Annotated in this window: 17 protein-coding genes and 1 pseudogene; 14 read left to right on the top strand and 4 right to left on the bottom strand. The window is 51.4% G+C overall.

All coding sequences use genetic code 11. The features are described from left to right. Positions 1–31 precede the first annotated feature (31 nt). Complete coding sequence (locus FRY98_RS02490) at positions 32–808, top strand: alpha/beta hydrolase (RefSeq protein WP_148450171.1); 777 nt, start codon at positions 32–34, stop codon at positions 806–808. A gap of 36 nt (positions 809–844) precedes the next feature. Then, positions 845–2275: a family 43 glycosylhydrolase gene (locus FRY98_RS02485; RefSeq protein ID WP_148450170.1), complete on the top strand. Its 1431-nt coding sequence runs from the start codon at positions 845–847 to the stop codon at positions 2273–2275. An 87-nt stretch (positions 2276–2362) separates the two neighbouring features. Here the strand turns inward: FRY98_RS02485 and FRY98_RS02480 are convergent, their stop codons facing one another. Beyond that, positions 2363–3322 (bottom strand): NmrA family NAD(P)-binding protein, encoded by a 960-nt coding sequence (locus tag FRY98_RS02480; protein ID WP_148450169.1) that lies wholly within the window; start codon positions 3320–3322, stop codon positions 2363–2365. A gap of 123 nt (positions 3323–3445) precedes the next feature. Here FRY98_RS02480 and FRY98_RS02475 point away from each other — a divergent pair, with 123 nt between their 5' ends. The 11 genes from FRY98_RS02475 to FRY98_RS02425 all read left to right on the top strand — a co-directional run bounded on the left by FRY98_RS02475 (position 3446) and on the right by FRY98_RS02425 (position 16888). Further along, a complete protein-coding gene (locus FRY98_RS02475; protein WP_148450168.1) occupies positions 3446–4327 on the top strand; it encodes a LysR family transcriptional regulator in 882 nt (293 codons plus the stop codon). Between the two features lie 236 nt (positions 4328–4563). Next, positions 4564–5547, top strand: a complete 984-nt coding sequence (locus FRY98_RS02470; RefSeq protein WP_148450167.1) for an ABC transporter permease — start codon at positions 4564–4566, stop codon at positions 5545–5547. A gap of 18 nt (positions 5548–5565) precedes the next feature. After that, complete coding sequence (locus FRY98_RS02465) at positions 5566–6453, top strand: carbohydrate ABC transporter permease (protein WP_148450166.1); 888 nt, start codon at positions 5566–5568, stop codon at positions 6451–6453. A 62-nt stretch (positions 6454–6515) separates the two neighbouring features. Then, the gene (locus tag FRY98_RS02460) at positions 6516–8081 is read left to right on the top strand and encodes an extracellular solute-binding protein (protein WP_148450165.1); all 1566 of its coding nucleotides are present in this window, start codon (positions 6516–6518) and stop codon (positions 8079–8081) included. 103 nt (positions 8082–8184) lie between these two features. After that, complete coding sequence (locus FRY98_RS02455) at positions 8185–9951, top strand: sensor histidine kinase (RefSeq protein WP_148450164.1); 1767 nt, start codon at positions 8185–8187, stop codon at positions 9949–9951. Next, on the top strand, positions 9929–10636 hold the full coding sequence (locus FRY98_RS02450; RefSeq protein ID WP_148450163.1) for a response regulator transcription factor: 708 nt from the start codon (positions 9929–9931) through the stop codon (positions 10634–10636). The genes FRY98_RS02455 and FRY98_RS02450 overlap by 23 nt, the downstream gene beginning before the upstream one ends. 20 nt (positions 10637–10656) lie before the next feature. Next, positions 10657–11496 carry an amidohydrolase family protein gene (locus FRY98_RS02445; protein WP_148450162.1) on the top strand — a complete coding sequence of 280 codons (840 nt, stop codon included), beginning with the start codon at positions 10657–10659 and terminating at the stop codon, positions 11494–11496. A 19-nt stretch (positions 11497–11515) separates the two neighbouring features. Beyond that, positions 11516–12481: an aldo/keto reductase gene (locus FRY98_RS02440; RefSeq protein ID WP_148450161.1), complete on the top strand. Its 966-nt coding sequence runs from the start codon at positions 11516–11518 to the stop codon at positions 12479–12481. Further along, positions 12478–13497: a zinc-binding alcohol dehydrogenase family protein gene (locus FRY98_RS02435; RefSeq protein ID WP_148450160.1), complete on the top strand. Its 1020-nt coding sequence runs from the start codon at positions 12478–12480 to the stop codon at positions 13495–13497. The genes FRY98_RS02440 and FRY98_RS02435 overlap by 4 nt, the downstream gene beginning before the upstream one ends. A gap of 44 nt (positions 13498–13541) precedes the next feature. Next, positions 13542–15818, top strand: coding sequence for a glycoside hydrolase family 95 protein (locus FRY98_RS02430; RefSeq protein ID WP_148450159.1), 2277 nt, complete (start codon positions 13542–13544; stop codon positions 15816–15818). A gap of 116 nt (positions 15819–15934) precedes the next feature. Beyond that, entirely contained in the window at positions 15935–16888 is a 954-nt protein-coding gene (locus tag FRY98_RS02425) for an FUSC family protein (RefSeq protein ID WP_148450158.1), read from the top strand. A gap of 20 nt (positions 16889–16908) precedes the next feature. On the opposite strand, the gene FRY98_RS02420 is transcribed toward FRY98_RS02425, so the two are convergent. The 3 genes from FRY98_RS02420 to FRY98_RS02410 form a co-directional block, all read right to left on the bottom strand. Continuing rightward, the gene (locus tag FRY98_RS02420) at positions 16909–17958 is read right to left on the bottom strand and encodes a LysM peptidoglycan-binding domain-containing protein (protein ID WP_148450157.1); all 1050 of its coding nucleotides are present in this window, start codon (positions 17956–17958) and stop codon (positions 16909–16911) included. An 89-nt stretch (positions 17959–18047) separates the two neighbouring features. After that, entirely contained in the window at positions 18048–18458 is a 411-nt protein-coding gene (locus FRY98_RS02415) for a hypothetical protein (RefSeq protein WP_148450156.1), read from the bottom strand. Between the two features lie 80 nt (positions 18459–18538). Further along, positions 18539–19468, bottom strand: a complete 930-nt coding sequence (locus FRY98_RS02410; protein ID WP_148450155.1) for a hypothetical protein — start codon at positions 19466–19468, stop codon at positions 18539–18541. Between the two features lie 1139 nt (positions 19469–20607). Here FRY98_RS02410 and FRY98_RS02405 point away from each other — a divergent pair. Next, positions 20608–21029: pseudogene (locus FRY98_RS02405) on the top strand (IS4 family transposase); the annotation flags it as partial.

Genomic DNA, 21029 nt, shown 5'->3' with positions numbered 1-21029 from the left:
TTTGAAGGAAAATACGAAAGGAGAGAATGGAATGGGAACGACAGCTCCGGAAGGCTTCGATCGGTACCGGGAAAATATTGCCCGCGGAAATGTGGAGATGGTGGAGTATTTCTCCGAAACGGTAGGGAATTCCCGAAAAACGCGGATATATACGCCCCCAGGATATTCCCCAAACCATACTTATAACGTATTGTACCTTTTGCACGGTATTGGAGGGGACGAAAACGAATGGTTCAACCATGGGCAGCCCCAGATCATCCTGGATAACCTCTACGCCGACGGCATGCTGGAGCCTATGATCGTCGTGTTTCCCAACGGCCGAGCGATGCCGGACGACCGTCCCGTTGGAGATATTTTCGACCCCGAGAAGATTCGGGCGTTCGAAAGATTCGAATCCGACCTGCTCCAGGATCTGATCCCGTGGATCGAGTCGAAATACTCGGTATCGCCAGACCGGGAGAGCCGTGCGATCGCAGGCTTGTCCATGGGCGGCGGGCAGTCCTTGAACATCGGCTCGAACCATCTCGACCGGTTTGCCTGGATCGGAGCCTTTTCCCCGGCGCCTAATACCAAAACTCCCGATCGGCTATTTCCCGATCCGCAGGAAGCCGCGGCCCTTCTCCGACTGCTGTGGCTTTCTTGCGGAGATCAGGATGATCTCAAGCATATCAGCGAACGGACGCATGCTTATTTGGCGGAGCACGGTGTACCTCACATATGGTTTGAGGAAAGCGGAGGCCACGATTGGTTCGTGTGGAAAAACGATCTGTATCATTTTTCCCAACGGTTATTCAAAGCTGCAAAATGAGAAGAGTGCCGCAGTTGATGAGGAGGACGTCGTGAAATGAAACAGCAAGGATTAAATCCCTACCTGCCGTCATGGGAATATGTACCTGACGGAGAACCCTATGTTTTTAACGGCAGGGTTTATGTGTACGGCTCGCACGATCGTTTCAACGGAGACGTGTTTTGTATTAACGATTATGTGTGCTGGTCGGCACCCGTGGAGGATTTGGGCGACTGGCGATATGAAGGTGTGATTTACAAGAAAACGGATGACCCGCTTAATCCGGACGGCAGCATGTGCCTTTATGCGCCTGACGTTACCGTCGGTCCGGATGGACGGTATTATCTCTACTATGTTCTCGATAAGGTTTCTATCGTTTCGGTAGCCGTCTGCGATACACCGGCCGGCAAATATGAATTTTACGGTTACGTCAGGTATGCGGACGGCACACGTCTGGGAGAAAGAGAAGGCGACGAGCCCCAGTTTGATCCGGGCGTGTTGACGGAAGGAGAGAAAACCTATCTGTATACCGGTTTCTGTGCAGTCGGAGACCAATCCAGACACGGGGCCATGGCCACGGTGCTGGGTCCCGATATGCTGACGATCGTGGAAGAACCGGTATTTGTCGCGCCGAGCGAACCATACAGCAAGGGCAGCGGGTTTGAAGGACATGAGTTTTTTGAGGCTCCTTCCATCAGGAAGAAAGGCGATACCTATTATCTTATCTATTCCTCGATCGCCATGCATGAATTGTGCTATGCCACCAGCAAATTTCCGACGAAAGGATTTGTCTACCGGGGGATTGTCGTAAGTAACAACGATCTTTATATTGATTCCTACAAGCCGGCGGGCAAACCTATGTATTACGGCGGGAATAATCATGGAAGCATCGTCCAAATCAACGGGAATTGGTTTGTTTTTTACCATAGACATACCAACGGCACAGCTTTCAGTCGGCAAGGCTGTCTCGAACCGATCACTTTCAGGGAGGACGGAAGGATTCCACAGGTGGAGATGACCTCCTGCGGTCCGAATGGCGGGCCGCTTGCGGGGCGCGGGGAATATCCCGCTTACTTGGCATGTAATCTGTTTTGCAAAGACGAGGCGCTGTATACCGGCGGTTTCGGCTCGGGGGCGTGGCTGGATAGCCGATTCCCGAAAATAACCCAGGATGGAAAAGACGGGGATGAAGAAATCGGGTACATCGCCAATATGACGGATTCCGCTACGGCCGGTTACAAGTATTTTGACTGCCGTGGAATCAGGAAGGTTAAAATCAAGGTACGCGGTTACTGCCAAGGGGTCTTTGAGGTTAAAACGTCATGGGACGGCCCGGCTCTCGGAAGTATACCGGTCCAATTTTCGAATATCTGGACGGAATATGCTGCCGATGTCGTCATTCCGGACGGTATACAAGCGCTTTATTTTACTTATAGAGGTTCGGGAGGCGCAAGTCTGTCCTCATTTACATTACTTGGAGATGAATAGGAACACCAATTCAAATTCAAAAAGCGGTCTCCGTTCGCAGGGATGCGAAGAGGCCGCTTTTTGTTCTTTTTCCATCTGACCGAGTTTCTATTTCATATCGCGCCAGTTTTGGATATTGTTCTCCCAAATATATTTATATTTATCGATAATATCTCTTGCCGTTTTTGGCTTTTGTCCAGTTAAAGTTTCAATGGCATCGGAATGAACGTTTAATAGCCCTTCTTTAATGCTGGCATCGGTTGTCACGAGATCATCGCCGCAGAATGGGACAGGCGAGCGGGAGAAGTCTCCGGTAATTTCTCTGGGAATGTGCAGTTTCTCCAGGTGCTCGTAATATTGCTCCGCATTCACAGGGACATACTCCAGGTCCTTGCCGGAAACCTCTTTGATAAGATTGCACAGATCCCTTACGGAAACGGATTCTGATCCAACGATGTTGTAAGCTTTGTTGTCTTCGCCTTTTCCGAGCAGGGCTGCGGCTGCGGCCCGTGCGCAGTCATCTTTGTGGACGAGAGTAGCCCGCTCTTCACCGGCTGTGCTCAACCACTTATTGCCGGACATGAGGGCCAACATCGTATACATGGTCAGATAGTTTTCCAGATATAAGTTATTTCGCATTGCATTATAGGCAACGCCTGTCGACTTTAAGTAGTTTTCAGTCGCAGTATGGTCCGGAGTTACAAAAACATGAGCGTAATTGGGATCTGTCGCACCGATAAAAGAACTGTAGGTGATGTGTGAAACCCCTGCTTTGATTGCCGTATCAATCGCATTTTTGTGCTGTTGGACTCTTTTGCCTACTTCAAGCCCAGAGACGATATAGATACGATCCCCATCTTTGAAAGCCCGTTCCATGGACGGAATGTCATCATAATCGATTTCGAAGATTTGAACGCCCGCACCTTCCCAACGTTGAACCGTATCTTTGGGAATTCTGTCTTTCTTCATACATGTGAAGGTTAAATTTCGACCATCCACTTCCGCGAGCACCGTTTCCGCTACACGGCTTGCTAGTTGACCGTCTACGCCGGTTACAATATAACGCATTTTCATTCCTTCTCTCTAGTGATTATTTTCACAATTAAAGAGTAGCACAGGTTGACACTGGTGTGAAATTACCCTATGTTATGAGTTATAAAAAGGATTTATATATTAAAAAGGGTGTTACAAGTGAATATACAGCAACTCAAATGTTTTGTTTCTCTGGCTGAAACACTGAATTTTTCGACAACGGCTGAGAAATTAAATTTGACCCAGCCCGCTGTAAGCCATAATATTAAAAGTTTAGAAAATGATCTGGGAATCACTTTGTTTGTCCGCAACAAAAGAACCGTAAATCTGACGATCGCCGGGCATAGCTTCTACGAAGATTTGGAAGGACTTCTATTCCGGTTGGACCAATCCATTAAGAAAGCACAACGGCTTTCGGAGAAATATGAAAGTACTTTGATCATCGGATACACGGAGACTGTTTTTGAGAAGAATTTCTTGCCGGACCTTATTAAGCGGTTTAAGGAACAATATCCGCAGATCCAAATCCAGTTAAAAAAGTCTAATTTGACAAGAGAGAAAGAAGACCTTTTGAACCAAAAGTTTGATATCGTCTTTACTACAGAAGATAATTTGGGAAAGGATACTGATTTTTGTTTTTACCCCGTGCATCGAGGGTCTTATGGTTGTATACTGCCCCCGAATCATCCTTTTGCGAAGGAAAGAGAGTTGTCCGTCGAACAATTAAATCATGAATCGCTCGTTTTGTTTGATGATCACCAATCCCCCCCAACCCTAAAAAGGCTGCATAGGCAAATCATTGAGAATTGTCCGGATTCCGTCTATACCTACGGAGATACCATTAATACCGTACATACCATGATAAAGAGCGATCTTGGCATTTCGGTTCTGCCGGACTTTGTGATTGGAGAGGATAGCGAGATCGTCTTCGTTCCTTTAAGCCACACTGAAGAAGTGATCTACGGGATCGCCTGCCTTAGAAGCGAAGAGCGCTTGGAAGTAAAACGCTGGATCTCAAATATTAGAGAGTTATTCACTTAAATCGAACCTGAACCGGGCAAGGGGAATCCTTGCTGTGGCTTCAGGTTTTTTAGGCTTCTCTTTGTCCGGCAACGAGGCGGGCTATTGAAAAAATGACAACGCTTTCTTAAAAATGTTGGCTTACGGCGATAAAGTCCGGGAGGATAGACTAGTTGTAAAGCCCCTGCTTCCGAAGTAAGTTTCGCACGAAGCTTATTCGGGAAGCAACGCTCACAAAACTTTGAGGAGGAGCGCATATGGAACTGGATACACCGCTGACGAGCCCTGCGGCTCAGGGTGGCCGGCGGAGCCAACTGTGGAAGCGGTTCAAAAAGCAAAAGGTACTGCATGCATTTGTCGGACTCGGCATGATTTTTCTGCTGGTTTTTTCGTACACGCCGATGTTTGGGATTTTGATGGCATTTAAAGATTACAGCATTTCAAACGGCATTCAGGGGATCTTTACCAGCGAATGGGTGGGCCTGAGGTATTTCGATGAGTTCATCCACGATTATCAGTTCGCCACGATTGTCCGCAACACGCTGGTCTTGAGCTTTCTGAAGGTCATCTTCGCCTTCCCCGCGCCGATCCTGCTCGCGATCATGCTGAACGAAGTGAAGAACATGGCGTTCAAGCGGTTCGTTCAGACGATCAGCTATTTGCCGCATTTTATTTCCTGGGTTGTCGTTGTCGGCGTCTCCTACGCTTTTCTGTCCGCGGACGTCGGCATGGTGAACAGAGCTCTTGTCGAAGCCGGATTGATCGACAAACCGCTCAATATTTTGACGAGTCCCGATTACTTCTGGGGGCTTGCCGTCGGAAGCGCGATTTGGAAGGAAATGGGCTGGTGGACAATCATCTTCCTGGCGGCCATTACGGGAATCAATCCCTCGCTTTACGAAGCGGCCGAGATTGACGGCGCAGGCAGACTGGCGCGCATCCGTTATATCACGCTCCCGGGGATGAAAGGAACCATCGTCGTTGTGCTGGTCCTGACGATCGGCAGCATTCTCGGCGGCGGGCTGGTCGGTTCGAACTTCGAGCAGGCCTATCTGTTCGGCAACAGCATCAACAATCCGACATCGGAGATCGTCCAGACCTACGCGTTCAAAGTCGGCCTGAGCGACGGACGTTTTTCTTATGCTGCGGCGATCGATCTAATACAGTCCGTCATCTCGGTGGTGTTGATTTTCTCCAGCAACTTCATCGCCAAGCGAGTTTCGGGGTCAAGCTTATTCTAGAAAAAAGGAGGGTTGGGGGTGCTCAAAAGCCAAAAACAGAAGGATTTTCTTTTTGACAGCGTGATTTACATCGTATTGTTTATCATCATGCTCACCATGTTGTACCCGTTCTATTATGTGCTGATCGCCTCATTCAACAAAGGCTCCGATACGCTCCTGGGAGGCGTCTATTTATGGCCTCGAAGCGTTACTTTGGAGAATTATAAAATTTTTCTGGAAGATCCGAAATGGTATCGCGCCTTTTTGGTTACGGTTGCCCGGACGATAACGGGTACGGCACTGGGGCTTCTGCTGACGAGCCTGGTCGCTTACGCGCTTTCGCACCGCGATTTGTTGTTCAGCAAGACGTATTTTTCGATCATCGTTTTCGCGATGTACTTCTCCGGCGGTTTGATTCCTTATTACGTGGTGCTGCGCTCGATCGGATTGCTTAATTCATTTGCCGTATATATTGTGCCATCCATGCTCAATACGTTTTTTCTGCTGATCGCCATCTCGTTCTTTCGCGAAATCCCCGGCGAGATGAAGGAATCGGCGCATATGGACGGCGCCGGCGAACTCGTGATTTTTTTTCGGATTATCCTTCCGGTTTCAACGCCGGTACTCGCCACCATGGCATTGTTCATGGGCGTCGGCCAATGGAATTCATGGCTGGACTCCGCTTATTTCGTACAGTCGGAAAACTTGAGAACGCTTACTTACCGCATGATGGAAGTGATCAACAAGAGCAACTCGCCAATGGATGCCATTGCCGTTGCGAACAGCGCTTCGGCCTCGGCAGGGGTTACGAGCTTCTCGCTGCAGGTCACGTCGATGGTCGTCTCCATCGTTCCGATCATTTGCGTTTATCCGTTTTTGCAAAAATATTTTGTGCATGGAATCATGCTGGGCTCTGTGAAAGGGTAGAAAATCATTTCCATTTTTAAGCGCTTACATTAAAATAACCATATACCATTGGAGGGGTTCCATTGAAAACAGTTCATAGCTACAAGCTGCTCTCGGCGGCGTTGGCGGTGGTGCTTGCGTTCACGCTGCTGTCCGCCTGCGGCGGCAACGGTAAAGGCGAAGGCGCAACCGCGAAGCAGGGCGGCGAGTCGCCGGAGAAATCCGGAGGCGTGAAGGAGTTATCGCTATTCATTGATGCGCCATGGTACCCGGTAAAAGAATGGAAAGGACCGGTAGCCGAAAAAATTACGGAGAAAACGGGGGTCAAGCTCAATGTTACCGTCGCGACGGACGATAAGCAGTTGCCGCTGATGATTGCCTCCGGAGATCTGCCGGACCTCGTCTTCACGTATTCCAATATCAATCGGTTGTCGGACGCGAAGCTGTCCTATCCCTGGAATGAATTGATCGAGAAATATGCTCCGGATTTCAAAATCGATCCGACAAGAATAGCGATCCATACGATGGACGACGGCAACTTCTATACGGTTCGGAATTCATTCGCTACGCAGGAGGAAATGGCTCAACATAAATATTCGATCGGCAGCGACGGCAATCCCGGCATCGCGGTGCGGGAAGACATTCTGAAGGAGCTCGGCAATCCGCCGATTCAATCGCTCGACGATTTCACGAAAGTGCTCGGCCTGGTCAAGGAGAAGTATCCCGATATGGTCCCGCTGATCATGGACAAAGAATGGATTGAGCAGTACTTTTTGCAGCAGTTCGGCACCGAAGCCCTCCTGGACGGCTGGTATGAACGGGACGGAAAAGTGGATTACTCCATCAGACAGCCGAAGATGTTGGATTTCTTCAAATTTATGAACAGCTTATATCGCAACGGATACATTCTGGCGGAAAATTTCGCATTCGCCAACGACCAGATCGACGACCAGTACGTGACAAGCGGCAAAGCGTTCGCCCACGGCTATACCGTGACCGCGGCGGACTCGGATAACATCAAAATCAAGAGCGGCGGAGGCTCATTTACGTTCAAAATGCTGCCCAGCGCCTTGTCGAAAGACGCGAAAGTCGTGAGCACGGGGCTCGGATTTGCCGGCACGTTCATTACCAAGAAAAACAAGGATTCGGAGGCGTCAATCAAGTTCATTCAATACCTGGCGAGCGACGAAGGCAAAAAACTGACTATGTTTGGCGTCGAGGGCGAGCATTGGACATGGAACGAGGCGGGTTATCCGGATCTGAAATACAATCCGACCGATGCCGACTTCATCAACGGCAATGGGATTAAATGGTGGTACCTGTACAACGACGGAGTCACGGAAGGCATGCTGTCCTATGTTCCCGGCACGCAGAAGACACAGGCCCTGATGGAGACAAAGGCCATTACGACCTACAAACCGGCGATCGGTTTGATCCAGACACAGCCCGATTCCAAAGAAAAGACGCTCAAAACCAAGATCGACGAAATGATCAAGAATGAGAAGGTTAAAATTTACCTGGCGAATTCCGAAGAGGAGGCCGTCGCGAAATACGAGAATATGATAAAGACCGCCGAGAATATGGGCTTGCAAGAGCTTGTCGATTGGGCGAACGAGACTTATCAGAAGAAGAAGGATTTGTTCGAGTAAGCGAGAGGCCGCCGCAGCCGGTAGGGACGTCAGTCTCTACCGGGTTTTGCTTGCTCATGGCACGGTTGGAGGAAATAAATCGGCAGCGGGAGGAATCGTTACCGTGAGCATTGTACGCAAAATCATTTTAGGCTATGTCATCCTGATTTTTATTCCGGTCGTCACGTTCGGTTATTACTACTATGTACAAATCTACGCCAACCTGACCCAGCAATTCGTGGAGAGCCGGCAAAAAATACTGGAACAGGCCAAGGCAAACATGAAGGCGGACCTGACCCGAATCGACTCCATCCATCGCTTGCTGCAATATAACCCGTATGTCACGGATTATTTAGGCGGCATTTATGAATCCGACTCGGACAGCATTTACGCGTACAATCGGTATATCAGTCCTATAATTACACAGTCTCTGTACGCCAATCCGGAAATTGAAATGTTCAGGATCTATACAACAAAGGAGCGCGTGCTTCAAATCACCGACCGGTTTATCGATATATCGGCTCTGGACCCTCAGAGCAAGGAGATCGCCGGTTTGCTCAAGCCCGGTCAAGGGGGATGGGGTGTGCCCGAACCGGGAGCCCGGGAACCGGGACTCGTTTTTTATCAGAACATTTACAACCCGGATTTTACTGAGGTCATCGGGCTCCTCGAACTCCGCGTGAGCGGTGGTCTCATTCGAAAATTTTACAACGCGGCAGGCGGGGAAGGAAACTGGAACGCTTTCCTGTTACCGAAGCAAGGAGGTTTGCCGGCGGCGGAAGGCGCGATTGCCGGGATGGACGACGAAACGTGGAAACAGCTCGGCTCGAACGATACGAAAGCCTATTTCATCAACCGGAAAACGATCGTAAATCAGCTCTACATCGAGGAGCTCGACGTCCGGGTCGTCGTCACCGGAAAAGTAAACGAAGTGTTTCACGCGGTTAAACGCAAGGAAATTATTCTGATTTCGACCATCGCCCTTCTACTGGGGGCCTTGTCGCTTGCTTATTATACGCTCGCGTCGACCATTACGAAACGCATCCTTCGGCTGGCCAGGCATATGCGCAACCTGAGCGATGATAACATGAAACAGTACATCAGCAAGTACGACAGGCCGAACCGTCAGGATGAGATCGGGTTTCTGACCATGACTTACAATTCGATGATCCGGCGTATGGATGAGTTGATCAACAACGTCCACCGGGCCGAGCTGCGAAATAAAGAAGCGGCCTATAAAGTGCTGCAGGCCCAAATTAAACCGCATTTTCTTTACAACACGCTTGAGACCATCCGAATGTTGGCGGAGTCCAACAACGATAAAGAGGTAGCCGACATTTCCTATTGGTTCGGAAAGCTGATGCGCTACAGCCTGTCTTCCAAGGAGGATCAGACGGTGCTTGCCAGGGAGATCGAGACGGTCGTCTTCTATCTCAATATTCACAAAATGCGGCTTCAGAACAGGCTGAGTTACGAGATTGACATCGCCGTCGACGCGGAGCAGATCGCCTGTCCCCGGTTCATACTCCAGCCTTTGATCGAGAACAGCATCATCCATGGGGCGTCCGCAACGCTACGCCCTGTCCATATCAGGCTTCAGGCGTCTGAAACGGCCGACGAAATCCGAATCCGCGTTTCGGACAGCGGAATAGGCATTCCGGAAGACCGACTGCACAGGCTCCGTTCACGGCTGACGGAGGGAAGCGATGCCCATTCCGTCCAGGAGATGGAGGGGGGCGTAGGTCTGATTAACGTTAACGAGCGGGTTAAATCGTTTTTCGGCGGTGCTTCGCACCTGGCTCTCGATAGCGAGCAAGGCCGGGGAACATGTCTCACCATCATCATATCGAAGGGGCGGCGGGTCGACGATGAGATTATTGATTGTGGATGATGAGCCGATTATTCTTGGGGGATTGGTCAAGGTCATCAAGGACGCGGCTCCCCTCGGTACCGAGGTGCGCGAGGCAGGCAACGCTTTTGAAGCGCTTGAAGTCATGAAAGGTTATATGCCGGATGTTACGGTTACGGATCTCCACATGCCGGAGAAAAACGGATTCGAGCTGATGGAGGAGGCCAAAGGGAGCGGCTTGTGCGACCGGTTTATTATCCTGACGGGCTACGACGATTTCGAATACGTAAGGAGAGCATTGCGCTGGGGCGTGGTGGACTATTTGCTGAAACCGCTTGACAAAAATGAGATTGCCGGGCTGCTGACGCATATCGATCAGGAGCTTCCTACCGAAGCCGATTCGGAATGCGAACGGCACACGAAACGTATTCTGGCTTATATAGAAAATCATTATATGAACGATCTTTCGCTGGATCATCTCGCCGAATTGATGAAACTTCATCCGAATTACATCAGCAGCTTGTTCAAGAAAGTGACGGGCGACACGTTTGTGAATTATTTGAACGCATTCCGAATCAAGGAGGCGCAGAAACTGCTGGGGACGCACCGGCATCTTTCCGTAAGCGAGATCGGGCGGCGGGTTGGATTTGAGAATAAACATTATTTCACCAAAGTGTTTAAGAAGTATACGGGGATCACGCCGGGAGCATACCGGACGTCAGAATAAAATGAAACGGAGGCGTTTCGATGCGCATTGACGCTCACCAGCATTTCTGGAACATCGACAGGAACGATTACGGCTGGATCACGCCGGAAATGCCGGTGCTGTTCCGCGATTATGGGCCGTCCGACCTTGAACCGCATTTGCAAAAACACGGCATCGGCAAAACGATTTTGGTACAGGCAGCGCCAACGATGGAGGAAACCGAATTTATCCTTGAATTAAGCGAAACGGCCGACTTCGTCGCCGGTGTGGTCGGGTGGCTGGATCTTGAGAACCCATCCTACAAGAAACAGTATGAGCGGTTTTGCAAGCATCCGAAATTTCTCGGGTTCCGCGTGATGATCCAGGAGATGGAGGACCCAAACACCGTATTATCACCCGCCTATATAGAAGCGCTTTCATACTTTGCGGAACAGGAAGTGCCGGTTGATTTGCTAGTACTGGCGAATCAACTGCCGCAGCTTGTCCAATTGCTGGAGGTAATTCCCGGGCTTCGGGGCGTCGTCGACCATTTGGCGAAGCCGCCGATCGCTTCGGGGGTTCTGGAGCCGTGGAGGAGCCATATGGCGGAAATCGCCCGGTATCCGGGCATATACTGCAAGCTGTCCGGGATGGTGACGGAAGCCGATCATCAGGGTTGGAAAAAAGAAGATTTCACGGCGTACATTCATGAAACGCTTGATTTGTTCGGTCCCGAAAGGGTGATGTTCGGCAGCGATTGGCCCGTGTGTCTTCTGGCGGCAACTTATGATGAAGTCGTAGACATATTGCGGCAGGCATTGGAAGACCGGCTGCCGGCAGAAGCGATCGACGCTGTTTTCGGCGCCAACGCCGCGAAATTTTACAAATTGAATGAAATTTGAGATGGGAGGAACGTTTGCGATGAAATACAGAAAGTTGGGGAACACCGGGCTGAACGTGTCGGCGTTAAGCTTTGGGGCGTCTTCGCTGGGAGGCGTGTTCCGGGACGTTCGGAGGGATGAGGGGATACGTACGGTCCATACCGCCATCGACATGGGCATCAATCTGATAGACGTTTCGCCTTATTACGGCCTGACGAAGGCGGAAACCGTGCTGGGCGAAGCGCTGCGGGCGATTCCGAGGGACCGGTATATTCTGTCCACGAAAGCGGGGCGTTACGGGCAGGATGAATTTGATTTCTCGAAAAAGCGGGTGATTGACAGCGCGGAGGAAAGCATGCGGAGACTGGGGACGGATTATCTCGATATTTTGCTGCTGCACGACATCGAGTTCGGTTCGTTGGAGCAGGTGGTGGAGGAAGGGATTCCCGCGCTCGAACAGTTGAAAACATCCGGCAAAATCCGTTTCTTCGGCGTGTCCGGCTTGCCCTTGAAGATCTTCGAAGCGGTTTTGTCCCGTACCGCTCTGGATGTTATCTTATCGTACTGCCATTATTCGCTGAACGATACTACACTGCTTGGTCTTCTCCCGCTTTTGGAACGGCAGGGAACCGGTCTGATCAACGCGTCGCCGCTGTCCATGGGTTTGCTGAGCAACCGGGACGTGCCAGATTGGCATCCTGCGGGCGAGGACATCAAGGCCGCTTGCCGACGGGCCGCCGAACATTGCCGGAGCAAAGGAGCGGATATCGCGAAGCTGGCGGTTCAATTCTCCACGGCGGATGAACGTATACCGACGACGCTGGTCAGCACGGCAACTCCGGAAAATATCCGCAACAATATTTTGTGGCCGGAAGAACCGATGGACGAATCCTTGCTGCGGGAAGTACTGGACATCCTGAAGCCGGTCGATGGCGCAACATGGCCGAGCGGACGCCCGGAATGGGGCGGAGATCCGGCCGGGCGGATCGGGGGGCGGTTCCAATGAAAGGCATCATCTGTGAGGAAGTGGGGCGGTTCGCGTTTCGGGAGGATCTGCCCGAGCCGCAAATTCGCGAGGGCGAGGCGATCGTAAGGATTCGGCGAATCGGCATTTGCGGAACCGACCTGCACGCGTACCGGGGCAATCAGCCTTATTTTACCTACCCGCGCGTGCTCGGCCACGAACTGGCCGGTACGATCGAGCAGATCGGCGACAACCGGGAAGGGCTGCAGGCCGGCGACCCGGTCAGCGTTATCCCGTACATGCATTGCGGCCATTGCCGGGCCTGCCTGAGCGGGAAAACGAACTGCTGCCAGCATATGAAGGTGCTGGGCGTTCATACGGATGGTGGGATGCGTGAGCGAATCGCCGTGCCCATATCGAGCCTCATCAAGACGGAAGGACTGACGATGGATCAGGCGGCGATGCTGGAGCCGCTGGCGATCGGCGCGCACGCCGTCCGCCGTTCGGGGCTTGGCGCCGGGGATCGGGCGCTCATCATCGGCGCCGGGCCGATCGGGCTTGGCGTGATGGCGATGGCCAGCTATGCCGGCGCGAAGGTAATCGCGATGGATGTGAACGACGAGCGTTTGGACTTCTGCAAGGGCTGGGCTGGTGCCGAGCATACGGTCAGTGCGCTCCGGGAGCCGAAGAAACGGCTGGCCGAGTTGACGGACGGCAGCTTCCCGGCATTCGTCATCGACGCAACCGGCAACGTCTCGTCCATGGAAAACGCCTTTGGACTAGTCGGTCATGGCGGCTCTTTGACCTACGTCGGACTGGTGAAAAGCACGATCACCTTCAACGATCCCGATTTTCACGCGCGCGAAATGACGCTTCAGGGCAGCCGAAACGCCACGCGCGAGGATTTCGGGCGGGTGTATGCGGCCATAACGGACGGCTCTATCGACATCGGCCGCTACATTACCCACCGAAGCGCGTTAGAAGACATGATCGGGCAGTTCGACAGTTGGCTGAAGCCTGAATCGAAAGTGATCAAAGCATTGGTGGAACTGGATTAACCGCAAACCATTTTTACGACGATCCGGTGGAATGGAGGAGGAACATGAAGAGTATCGCTGGTAGGGAAAGGAAGCACCGATTATGGTACAGAAAGCCCGCGTCGGAATGGAACGAGGCTTTGCCGATCGGAAACGGCCGCCTGGGCGCGATGATCTTTGGCGGTACGGCCGAGGAGCGGCTGCAGCTTAACGAGGATTCCGTTTGGTACGGGGGTCCGCGCGATCGCAACAACGAGGAGGCACTGGTCCATTTGCCCGAACTGCGCAAGCTGATTATGGAGGGACGGCTGAGGGAGGCGGAGGAGCTGGCAGAGATGACGATGGCCGGACTGCCCGAAACGCAGCGGCACTATTTGCCGCTCGGCGATTTGCTGCTGTCGTTCGGCCAGCACGGGAATCCGGCCGAAGATTACGAGCGGGAGCTTGATTTGGAGCGCGGGATCTCCCGAGTCGTCTATCGAATCGGCGAGGTGCGATATACCCGCGAGCTGTTTGCCAGTTACCCGGATCAGACCCTCGTCATTCGGATTTCCGCCGACAAGGAGAAGGCGGTATCTTTTAAGGCCCGGTTTGATCGGCAGAATTGGAGATACCTGGAGAAGTCGGAGAAATGGGAACAAGGCGGGCTGGTGATGCGCGGAGAGTGCGGGGGCAAGGGCGGCGGTTCTTTTTGTGCCGTCTTGAGAGCGATTCCGGAAGGCGGCACCTGTCGGACCCTGGGCGAATATCTGCTGGTGGAAGGAGCGGATGCGGTCACGCTGCTGCTTGCCGCAGGAACGACGTTCCGCTATCCGGATCCGGAGCTTTCCTGCAAACGACGGTTGGATCAGCTGAGCCGGACGCCTTACGCCGAACTGCTGGCCCGGCATGTCGCGGACTACCGCCAGCTTTACGGGCGGGTCGGCCTGACGCTGCCGGAGAGCCCGGGCAAAGGCGCGCTGCCGACCGACGAAAGGCTGGAACTGCTCCGGAAGGGGGAAGAGGATGACGGACTGATCGCAACCTATTTTCAATTTGGCCGTTACCTGCTCATTTCCTCCAGCCGACCGGGCTCCTTGCCCGCGAATCTTCAAGGCATCTGGAACGACAGCTTTACCCCGCCCTGGGACAGCAAGTTTACGATTAATATTAACGCGCAAATGAATTATTGGCCGGCGGAGTCCTGCAATCTGGCGGAATGCCACGAGCCATTGTTCGATTTGATCGAACGGATGCGGGAGCCCGGGCGGGTCACGGCCAGCGTGATGTACGGCTGTCGAGGGTTCACGGCGCATCACAATACGGATATTTGGGCGGACACGGCGCCGCAGGATACATATCTTCCGGCATCCTTCTGGCCGATGGGCGCCGCCTGGTTGTGCCTGCATCTGTGGGAGCATTACCGGTTCAGCGAGGATCGTTCTTTTCTCGCGAAAGTGTATGAGACGATGAGGGAAGCGGCCTTGTTCCTGCTCGATTATTTGATCGAGGATGACGAAGGACGCCTGATTACTTGTCCGTCCGTCTCTCCGGAAAACAGCTACAAGCTGCCAAATGGCGAGACAGGGGTGCTCTGCGCCGGGGCTTCGATGGATTTTCAGATTATCCGAGCGTTGTTTGAGGCCTGCATCCGCAGTGCGGAAATCATCGGACGGGACGAGGACTTCCGCGGGGAACTAGCCGCCGCCCTAAATCGGCTGCCCCAACCGAGAATCGGCAAATACGGACAAATTCAGGAATGGATGGAGGATTACGAGGAGATGGAACCGGGGCACCGTCACATTTCCCACCTGTTTGCCCTTTACCCTGGCGAAGGCTTTAGTGTGGAGCGCGAGCCGGAGCTGGCCCAAGCCGCGCGGACGACGCTGGAACGCAGGCTGGCTAGCGGGGGCGGTCATACCGGCTGGAGCCGGGCATGGATTATCAATTTCTGGGCCAGACTGCAGGATGGGGGCAAGGCTTACGAGAACGTGAAGGCGCTGCTGGACCATTCCACGCTGCCCAACCTGTTCGACAACCACCCTCCGTTTCAAATCGACGGTAATTTCGGCGGGACGGCAGGGATTGCCGAAATGCTGCTGCAAAGTCACACCGGGGTAATCCGGCTGCTTCCCGCTTTGCCGGGCAGTTGGAGCGAGGGGAGCGTCACGGGACTTCGGGCGCGCGGGGGCTTTACCGTCGACTTCGCCTGGAAGGCCGGTTGTGTAACTGAAGCGGTGGTGACCTGCGCGGTTTCCGGCCCATGCCGCGTCGAAGCCCCCGGTCTTGGTACCTTTGAGTTTGAAGGAAGGGCAGGCCGTTCCTATACGTTCACCGAACCCCATAATATGGAGTTTTCGTGAAACTTCCCGATCATCGCCGCTGAACAGCCGTTCGGCGGCGATTTGTAGTTGAAGGGCTGAGACGACATCCGATATAATACGGGTCTGAGTTTGAATTTGGGTTGGGGTTGATATAGTTGAAGTGGATCATCGGTTTACGCAATATTAAGACAGGTCTGGCTATCTGTATTTGTATCCTGATATCGGCGTTGTTAAAGCTGGAGTACCCCTTTTACGCGGCGATCGCCACGATCATTTCGATGGAGAATTCGGTAACCAATTCGTTTACGGCGGGCAAATACCGGACGATGGGCACGGTCGTCGGGGCGATCGTCGGCGCCGGCTTCGCTTTTATCGAGCCGGGAAACGCGGTTTATTGCGCCATCGGCGTGATGATCGTGATCTACATTTGCAACCTGCTAAAATGGAACAAATCGGTTTCCATCGGCTGCATCGTTTTTCTTGCCATCATGCTGAATCTTCAACCAGGGGAGAGCCCGCTGTTCTATGGGATCAACCGGATTACGGATACCTTGATCGGGATCGCTGTCGCCGTGATCGTCAACTATGCCGTTTTTCCGCCCAAACATGAAGTCAGCCTGCACAAAGAACGCAAAGCGTTGGGCAGACGGATGGCCGATGTGTTCGGACAGATCGCCGGCCGCGGGGAACAGGTCGATCTCAAGAGACTTCGTTCCGAACTGGGTAACTTGGAGAAATATTACCGGCTGTGTAAAGACGAATTTCATCTAAAAAAAGACGTCGGTGACACGATGGAACAAATCGGCGAGGAAATTGAATCCTACCGGCATATTTACGAGCATTTGATTATTTTGCGGCGGATCGTGGACGAGCATGGCTTGAAGTTCGCGGCAAATACGGAAGTTAAAGCGAAGTCGATGGATTGCGGCCGTACCGTTCAAGCTCCAACCGCGGCCGAAGCGGAAGCGGGATATCCGGAAACAGACCTTGGGCGCAGGATAGCAATCGTCTACGATTACCACGTGAATTGGGTCTATAACAAAATGCAGGAGCTCGGACTGCCGGTCCCGCTTAAGCAAATGATCCGGCGGGTGGAAGTGCCGGAATAGAATGCTTATTTTACTTGTTTTTATTGGTGAAATGACGGGTCGGGAATCGGGAGGATTGTTCTCAACATGCCGTTAACCCGGGCAAGTTCGTCGTAGGCTTCCCGCATCGCCAGACTTATTTTGAAGTACAGCACCATATCCCCCATAAACAAAACGATCCGTTGTTCTGTTCGTTCTTCCACATCCGCAGACAAAAAGATCGCCGCCGTTTTGAAAAAAGGTTCACGGTCATCCGCTGCAATTTCTTTTACGGGTCCCAGCAAGCTCAATTCTTTCCTCAGAAACTCGCGCATGTCGTGAACGTTAAGGGTTTCGTAAAAAAGTCGGGTAATCGTTACCTGGGATTGTCCGTCATGGGAAACAAGATGATCTTGCCGGGGTTTAGTGGAAATTTGGGCCGTATATTCGGGCAGTACATAGAAGTAATAACCTTGACTGCTGCTCATATAATAGGCCGTTTCGATCAGCGAATATCCGGTATCGATGCCTTTGGATTGCGGGAGAGCGGCGTTCCAATAAGGCAGGGGGATACACAAGTTTTGTCCGGGAATAAGGGCCTGGGGCGGGATGCCGGGATTAGCCGACATGAGTCTGTCCGGAGTTACTTTGACCCACTGCGACAATTCGTAATAGGTGTCTCCTTTTTGCAAAGTATAGTTCCAAAAATGAAGGCCGCAACGGCTCCGGTTGGGACGAGCAGATCCGTTGTGGTGCACTGGCGATAGCTCATATGAAGGAATGCAGATGACTTGGCCGATCGTCAGTCGATCCGGGTTGAGAAAAGGGTTGGCCTGAATCAGATAGGGCAAAGGGACTTGGAAGAAACGGGCGATACGGTAAAGGGTGTCTCCGGGTTTAACGGTATACGTGAAGGAACCTGGGGGACAGGTCCCGGTAGGGATACAGAGCTGCTGTCCCACATATAGAACATTCGGATCCTGAATGGACGGATTATAGTACAGGATGTCCTCCCAGTACACATTAAATTTATCGACTAAAGCTAACAAGGTATCCCCCGGCTGAACGGTATAGGGCATTCCCCAGGGGCATTGACTGATTGGGCGATACATATAAACTCTCCTTCGTTGTCGGGATGAGTTATTATATTCGCCTATTTTATTTTGGTGAGATGGGGCGCCCCCGGAAGCCGCCGGAAGGACTACTTCAGAATAAAATCGATAGATTCCTCTATCTCCTGACCGACTTTGAAATACAGGGTGTATTCGCCAGAAGGCCATGCCAAGTTTTTCAATCTCAGGGGATAAGCCGCTAAATCCTCGGTAACGCGAATGTCCTCTTTTTGGAGTACGGTTGAATCGCCTTTTTTGGTGACGTAAAGCTGTGAGACACGCAGATTCTTTTTCTTGTCTCCATCCGGGAAAATGGCCAGCGCGGTGAGCACACCGTCATTTTTAAATTCCCTACCGTTATCACGCATCCTCGGGTATTCCTCGTTTACTTCTTTCCCTAATTGGAGGCCGTAATTTGAGCTTTGGCTTATCGCTTTAAACCCCGCGAACAGGCCGGCAAGCAGGACCATACCGGCGATGATGACCGCCGCGACAGTCAAAGTCTTTTTTTTACGAATTGGGATGCGCCTCCCCTACTGTCATATACCTTTATCCTAACATGCAAACCTGGAACAGGCACTCATCTACTCATCCGGATCATTTCTTTATAAGCGGGATAGTCATGAATCGCAATTCCGCCAAACCCGAAATGGTCCGCAAAAAAAGAAGATACTGTCCTTAACTGCTGATTCATATAGTCCCGGCCTCCGTGATAGTACGTAATTTCGTTCGGGATGCTGCCGCCGTTGGGGGGATTGGTCTCCGCGCCGATGTATACTTTTTTGCCCCTTTTGGCCGCATAATCGATTTCCGCCTGGGTGGCGCGAATTTGCCGGTCGGTTATGTTGCGGTATGCCATGATGGATACGGTGTCCACAATATCTATGACAAAATAGCTCAAAGGCTTTTTTTCTCCGCCGGTCTCAACAATGACCGGGTTTTCCCCTGTGGCGTACCACCACGGGATCGCCGCGTTGAATTCCAGGTTTTTGTCGTGCAGGGCAATTTGATTCGCGATTTTCTTTAGCACCTGAATAAATTGATAACTTACGGAGCCTCTTCTGGTTTTATATTCGGGGAGTGTATGGGGTTCGATATCATATTGAATACCGTCAAATTTCGTGGACGGGTGCGACGTATTAAACAGAAGAACTTGACGAAGCTCTTCCAAAGCCTCGCGGTGATGGGTTTCCAGCGCCCAGTTGGCTCTTCCGACGAGCGCGAAAACGCGAATCCCGCTGGCGTGCGCACGCCGAATCAGCTCCTCGTAAGCAGCGGGTTGATCCGGCAGCGTCCTTCGGGTGCCGATAAACAGTAAATTGATTTCATGATCTTTTAGAAAACTCAATAACTGGGTGATCTTGTTCGAATCCGCGGCCGCTTCATAAAAGTCCCATACCCATAAAGCTTTGGTACGCCCGCTGTCCGCGTTCGCCGTGCTGGCCGTGTACGGGATTGAGCTCATCAGCAAGCAAACGGAGAAAAACAGGAGGGTTGCCATTTTTTTCACTTGTTCTCTACTCCATTCTCTATATATTTTCTTAACCAAAAACCAGATTATCATAAAATTGGAATTTGTCGAAAGGTCTGTTTGGACTAATCTACTAGTTCAAATTTAGGGTGGAGTTCGTTAGAGCCAATGCTAGAATGGAAAGGTCTGGCAGGATACGAAAGGAGTGGACTTGGTGCAAGAAATGCGGTTGAAGCTAAAAAAGGTACTTGGAGTTATGGGATTTTTAAGCATATCGAGATTTATCCGGTAGTCGACGGGTTATTTGCGCGCAGATATAGCGATCAGATCGAACTTTACCGTTTTATCATAGGGAGAGACGACGTTTTTCGGCTATCCCAAATTGGACTAGTGCCTCATCAGGCATCGTAGTAGGGGGAAATGGGAATACGCTGTATTTAGTCCCACTGCGTTTAGGGTGCCTAGCTCTTTTCGGTAGTCTCTAACTCGAAAAAGATGCAAATCTGCAGGTATTTAAGCCGATCCACGGTGGAATGCGAGAAAAGATGCAAATATGCAGGCTTTTCTAGCGATTTTAGAGAAGTGAGTCGGTTTCGTCGGAAATTCCTGCAGAATCGCAGGAATTTTCAAATTTTGGCCCCGAACAAGAAAAAAAGATGCAGATATGCAGGAATTTGAAGTTATCAAGGTTGTATGGAGGGCTCGGCGTAGGCGGGCTCAATTCTGCATGCACCCACTACAAATTTCCTAGGTTCTCGCTGTCGCTGTAATAGCGGCCTTTTGGGCCATTATTCCGGCCCGATTCGCCTCCATCGAGAAAACAGCGGTCAAACGAAGGGTCTAATGGCCGTACCCGCCTCCCTTAGAAGCCGGGTGGGTGGATAAGGGCTTTTTGAGGCGTTATTTTGTCGAATTCGTCCTTTTTGTGAGAAATAGCGGTCTTTTGGGGCCTTATTTTAGGGAAAAGCAGGCCGAAAACCGATTTTTGGACTCGCACCAGAGAAATAAGGCCCTTTTTGGCACTAGCATTGCATTAAACCTAACACGATAAAATAAGATCTCAGTATTTACTAAATATGTTAAATATCATGTTATTTTCATGGATTAAAACAAAAAAAGCTCCTATTGTTGAGTTAGATGCGTTACCCATAACTCATCTCAACAAAAGGAGCCAACCCATGGGTAACATACACAATTTATCTGTGATTCGTCAATGCTTTTCTTATATTTCTGAAGAAAATTTTTGCTTACCAATTTCCGATTATCGTGTTCGTAAGCTTACAACCTTCAAAAGTATCAAGTTGATTTTGGCCTCCCAACTCGCTAAGTGGGATTCTTATGAGCAAATATCTCAAGCGCTTCGAACAAGCACAACATTGCAGGAAAGCCTGGAACTATCCAGCATCAGTGGCTCCCAAATCTCCAGGCGTTTAAAGACGATTCCTACCGAAATACTCGAAGGTCTATTCCTTGAACTCATCGGCAAGGTCAAGCAGAAAGCCCTCCCATCAGGGATCAAGGACAAACAGATTCGGATTATCGATTCGACTTGTCTAAAACTTCCGGCGACACTGGCCAGTTGGGCGTACGTAACCGTGAT

The sequence above is a fragment of the Paenibacillus faecis genome (genome assembly GCF_008084145.1).
Lineage (GTDB): Bacteria > Bacillota > Bacilli > Paenibacillales > Paenibacillaceae > Fontibacillus > Fontibacillus faecis.
Note: the sequence above shows the minus strand (reverse complement) of the source record. Positions and strands in the feature narration are given on the sequence as shown.

What these genes read in the sequence shown, in the direction of transcription:
- FRY98_RS02450 (WP_148450163.1), top strand. Translation starts at nt 9,929, where the DNA reads ATGAGATTATTGATTGTGGATGATGAGCCGATTATTCTTGGGGGATTG.
- FRY98_RS02490 (WP_148450171.1), top strand. Translation starts at nt 32, where the DNA reads ATGGGAACGACAGCTCCGGAAGGCTTCGATCGGTACCGGGAAAATATT.
- FRY98_RS02470 (WP_148450167.1), top strand. Translation starts at nt 4,564, where the DNA reads ATGGAACTGGATACACCGCTGACGAGCCCTGCGGCTCAGGGTGGCCGG.
- FRY98_RS02440 (WP_148450161.1), top strand. Translation starts at nt 11,516, where the DNA reads ATGAAATACAGAAAGTTGGGGAACACCGGGCTGAACGTGTCGGCGTTA.
- FRY98_RS02445 (WP_148450162.1), top strand. Translation starts at nt 10,657, where the DNA reads ATGCGCATTGACGCTCACCAGCATTTCTGGAACATCGACAGGAACGAT.
- FRY98_RS02485 (WP_148450170.1), top strand. Translation starts at nt 845, where the DNA reads ATGAAACAGCAAGGATTAAATCCCTACCTGCCGTCATGGGAATATGTA.
- FRY98_RS02480 (WP_148450169.1), bottom strand. Translation starts at nt 3,322, where the DNA reads ATGCGTTATATTGTAACCGGCGTAGACGGTCAACTAGCAAGCCGTGTA.
- FRY98_RS02430 (WP_148450159.1), top strand. Translation starts at nt 13,542, where the DNA reads ATGAAGAGTATCGCTGGTAGGGAAAGGAAGCACCGATTATGGTACAGA.
- FRY98_RS02435 (WP_148450160.1), top strand. Translation starts at nt 12,478, where the DNA reads ATGAAAGGCATCATCTGTGAGGAAGTGGGGCGGTTCGCGTTTCGGGAG.
- FRY98_RS02420 (WP_148450157.1), bottom strand. Translation starts at nt 17,958, where the DNA reads ATGTATCGCCCAATCAGTCAATGCCCCTGGGGAATGCCCTATACCGTT.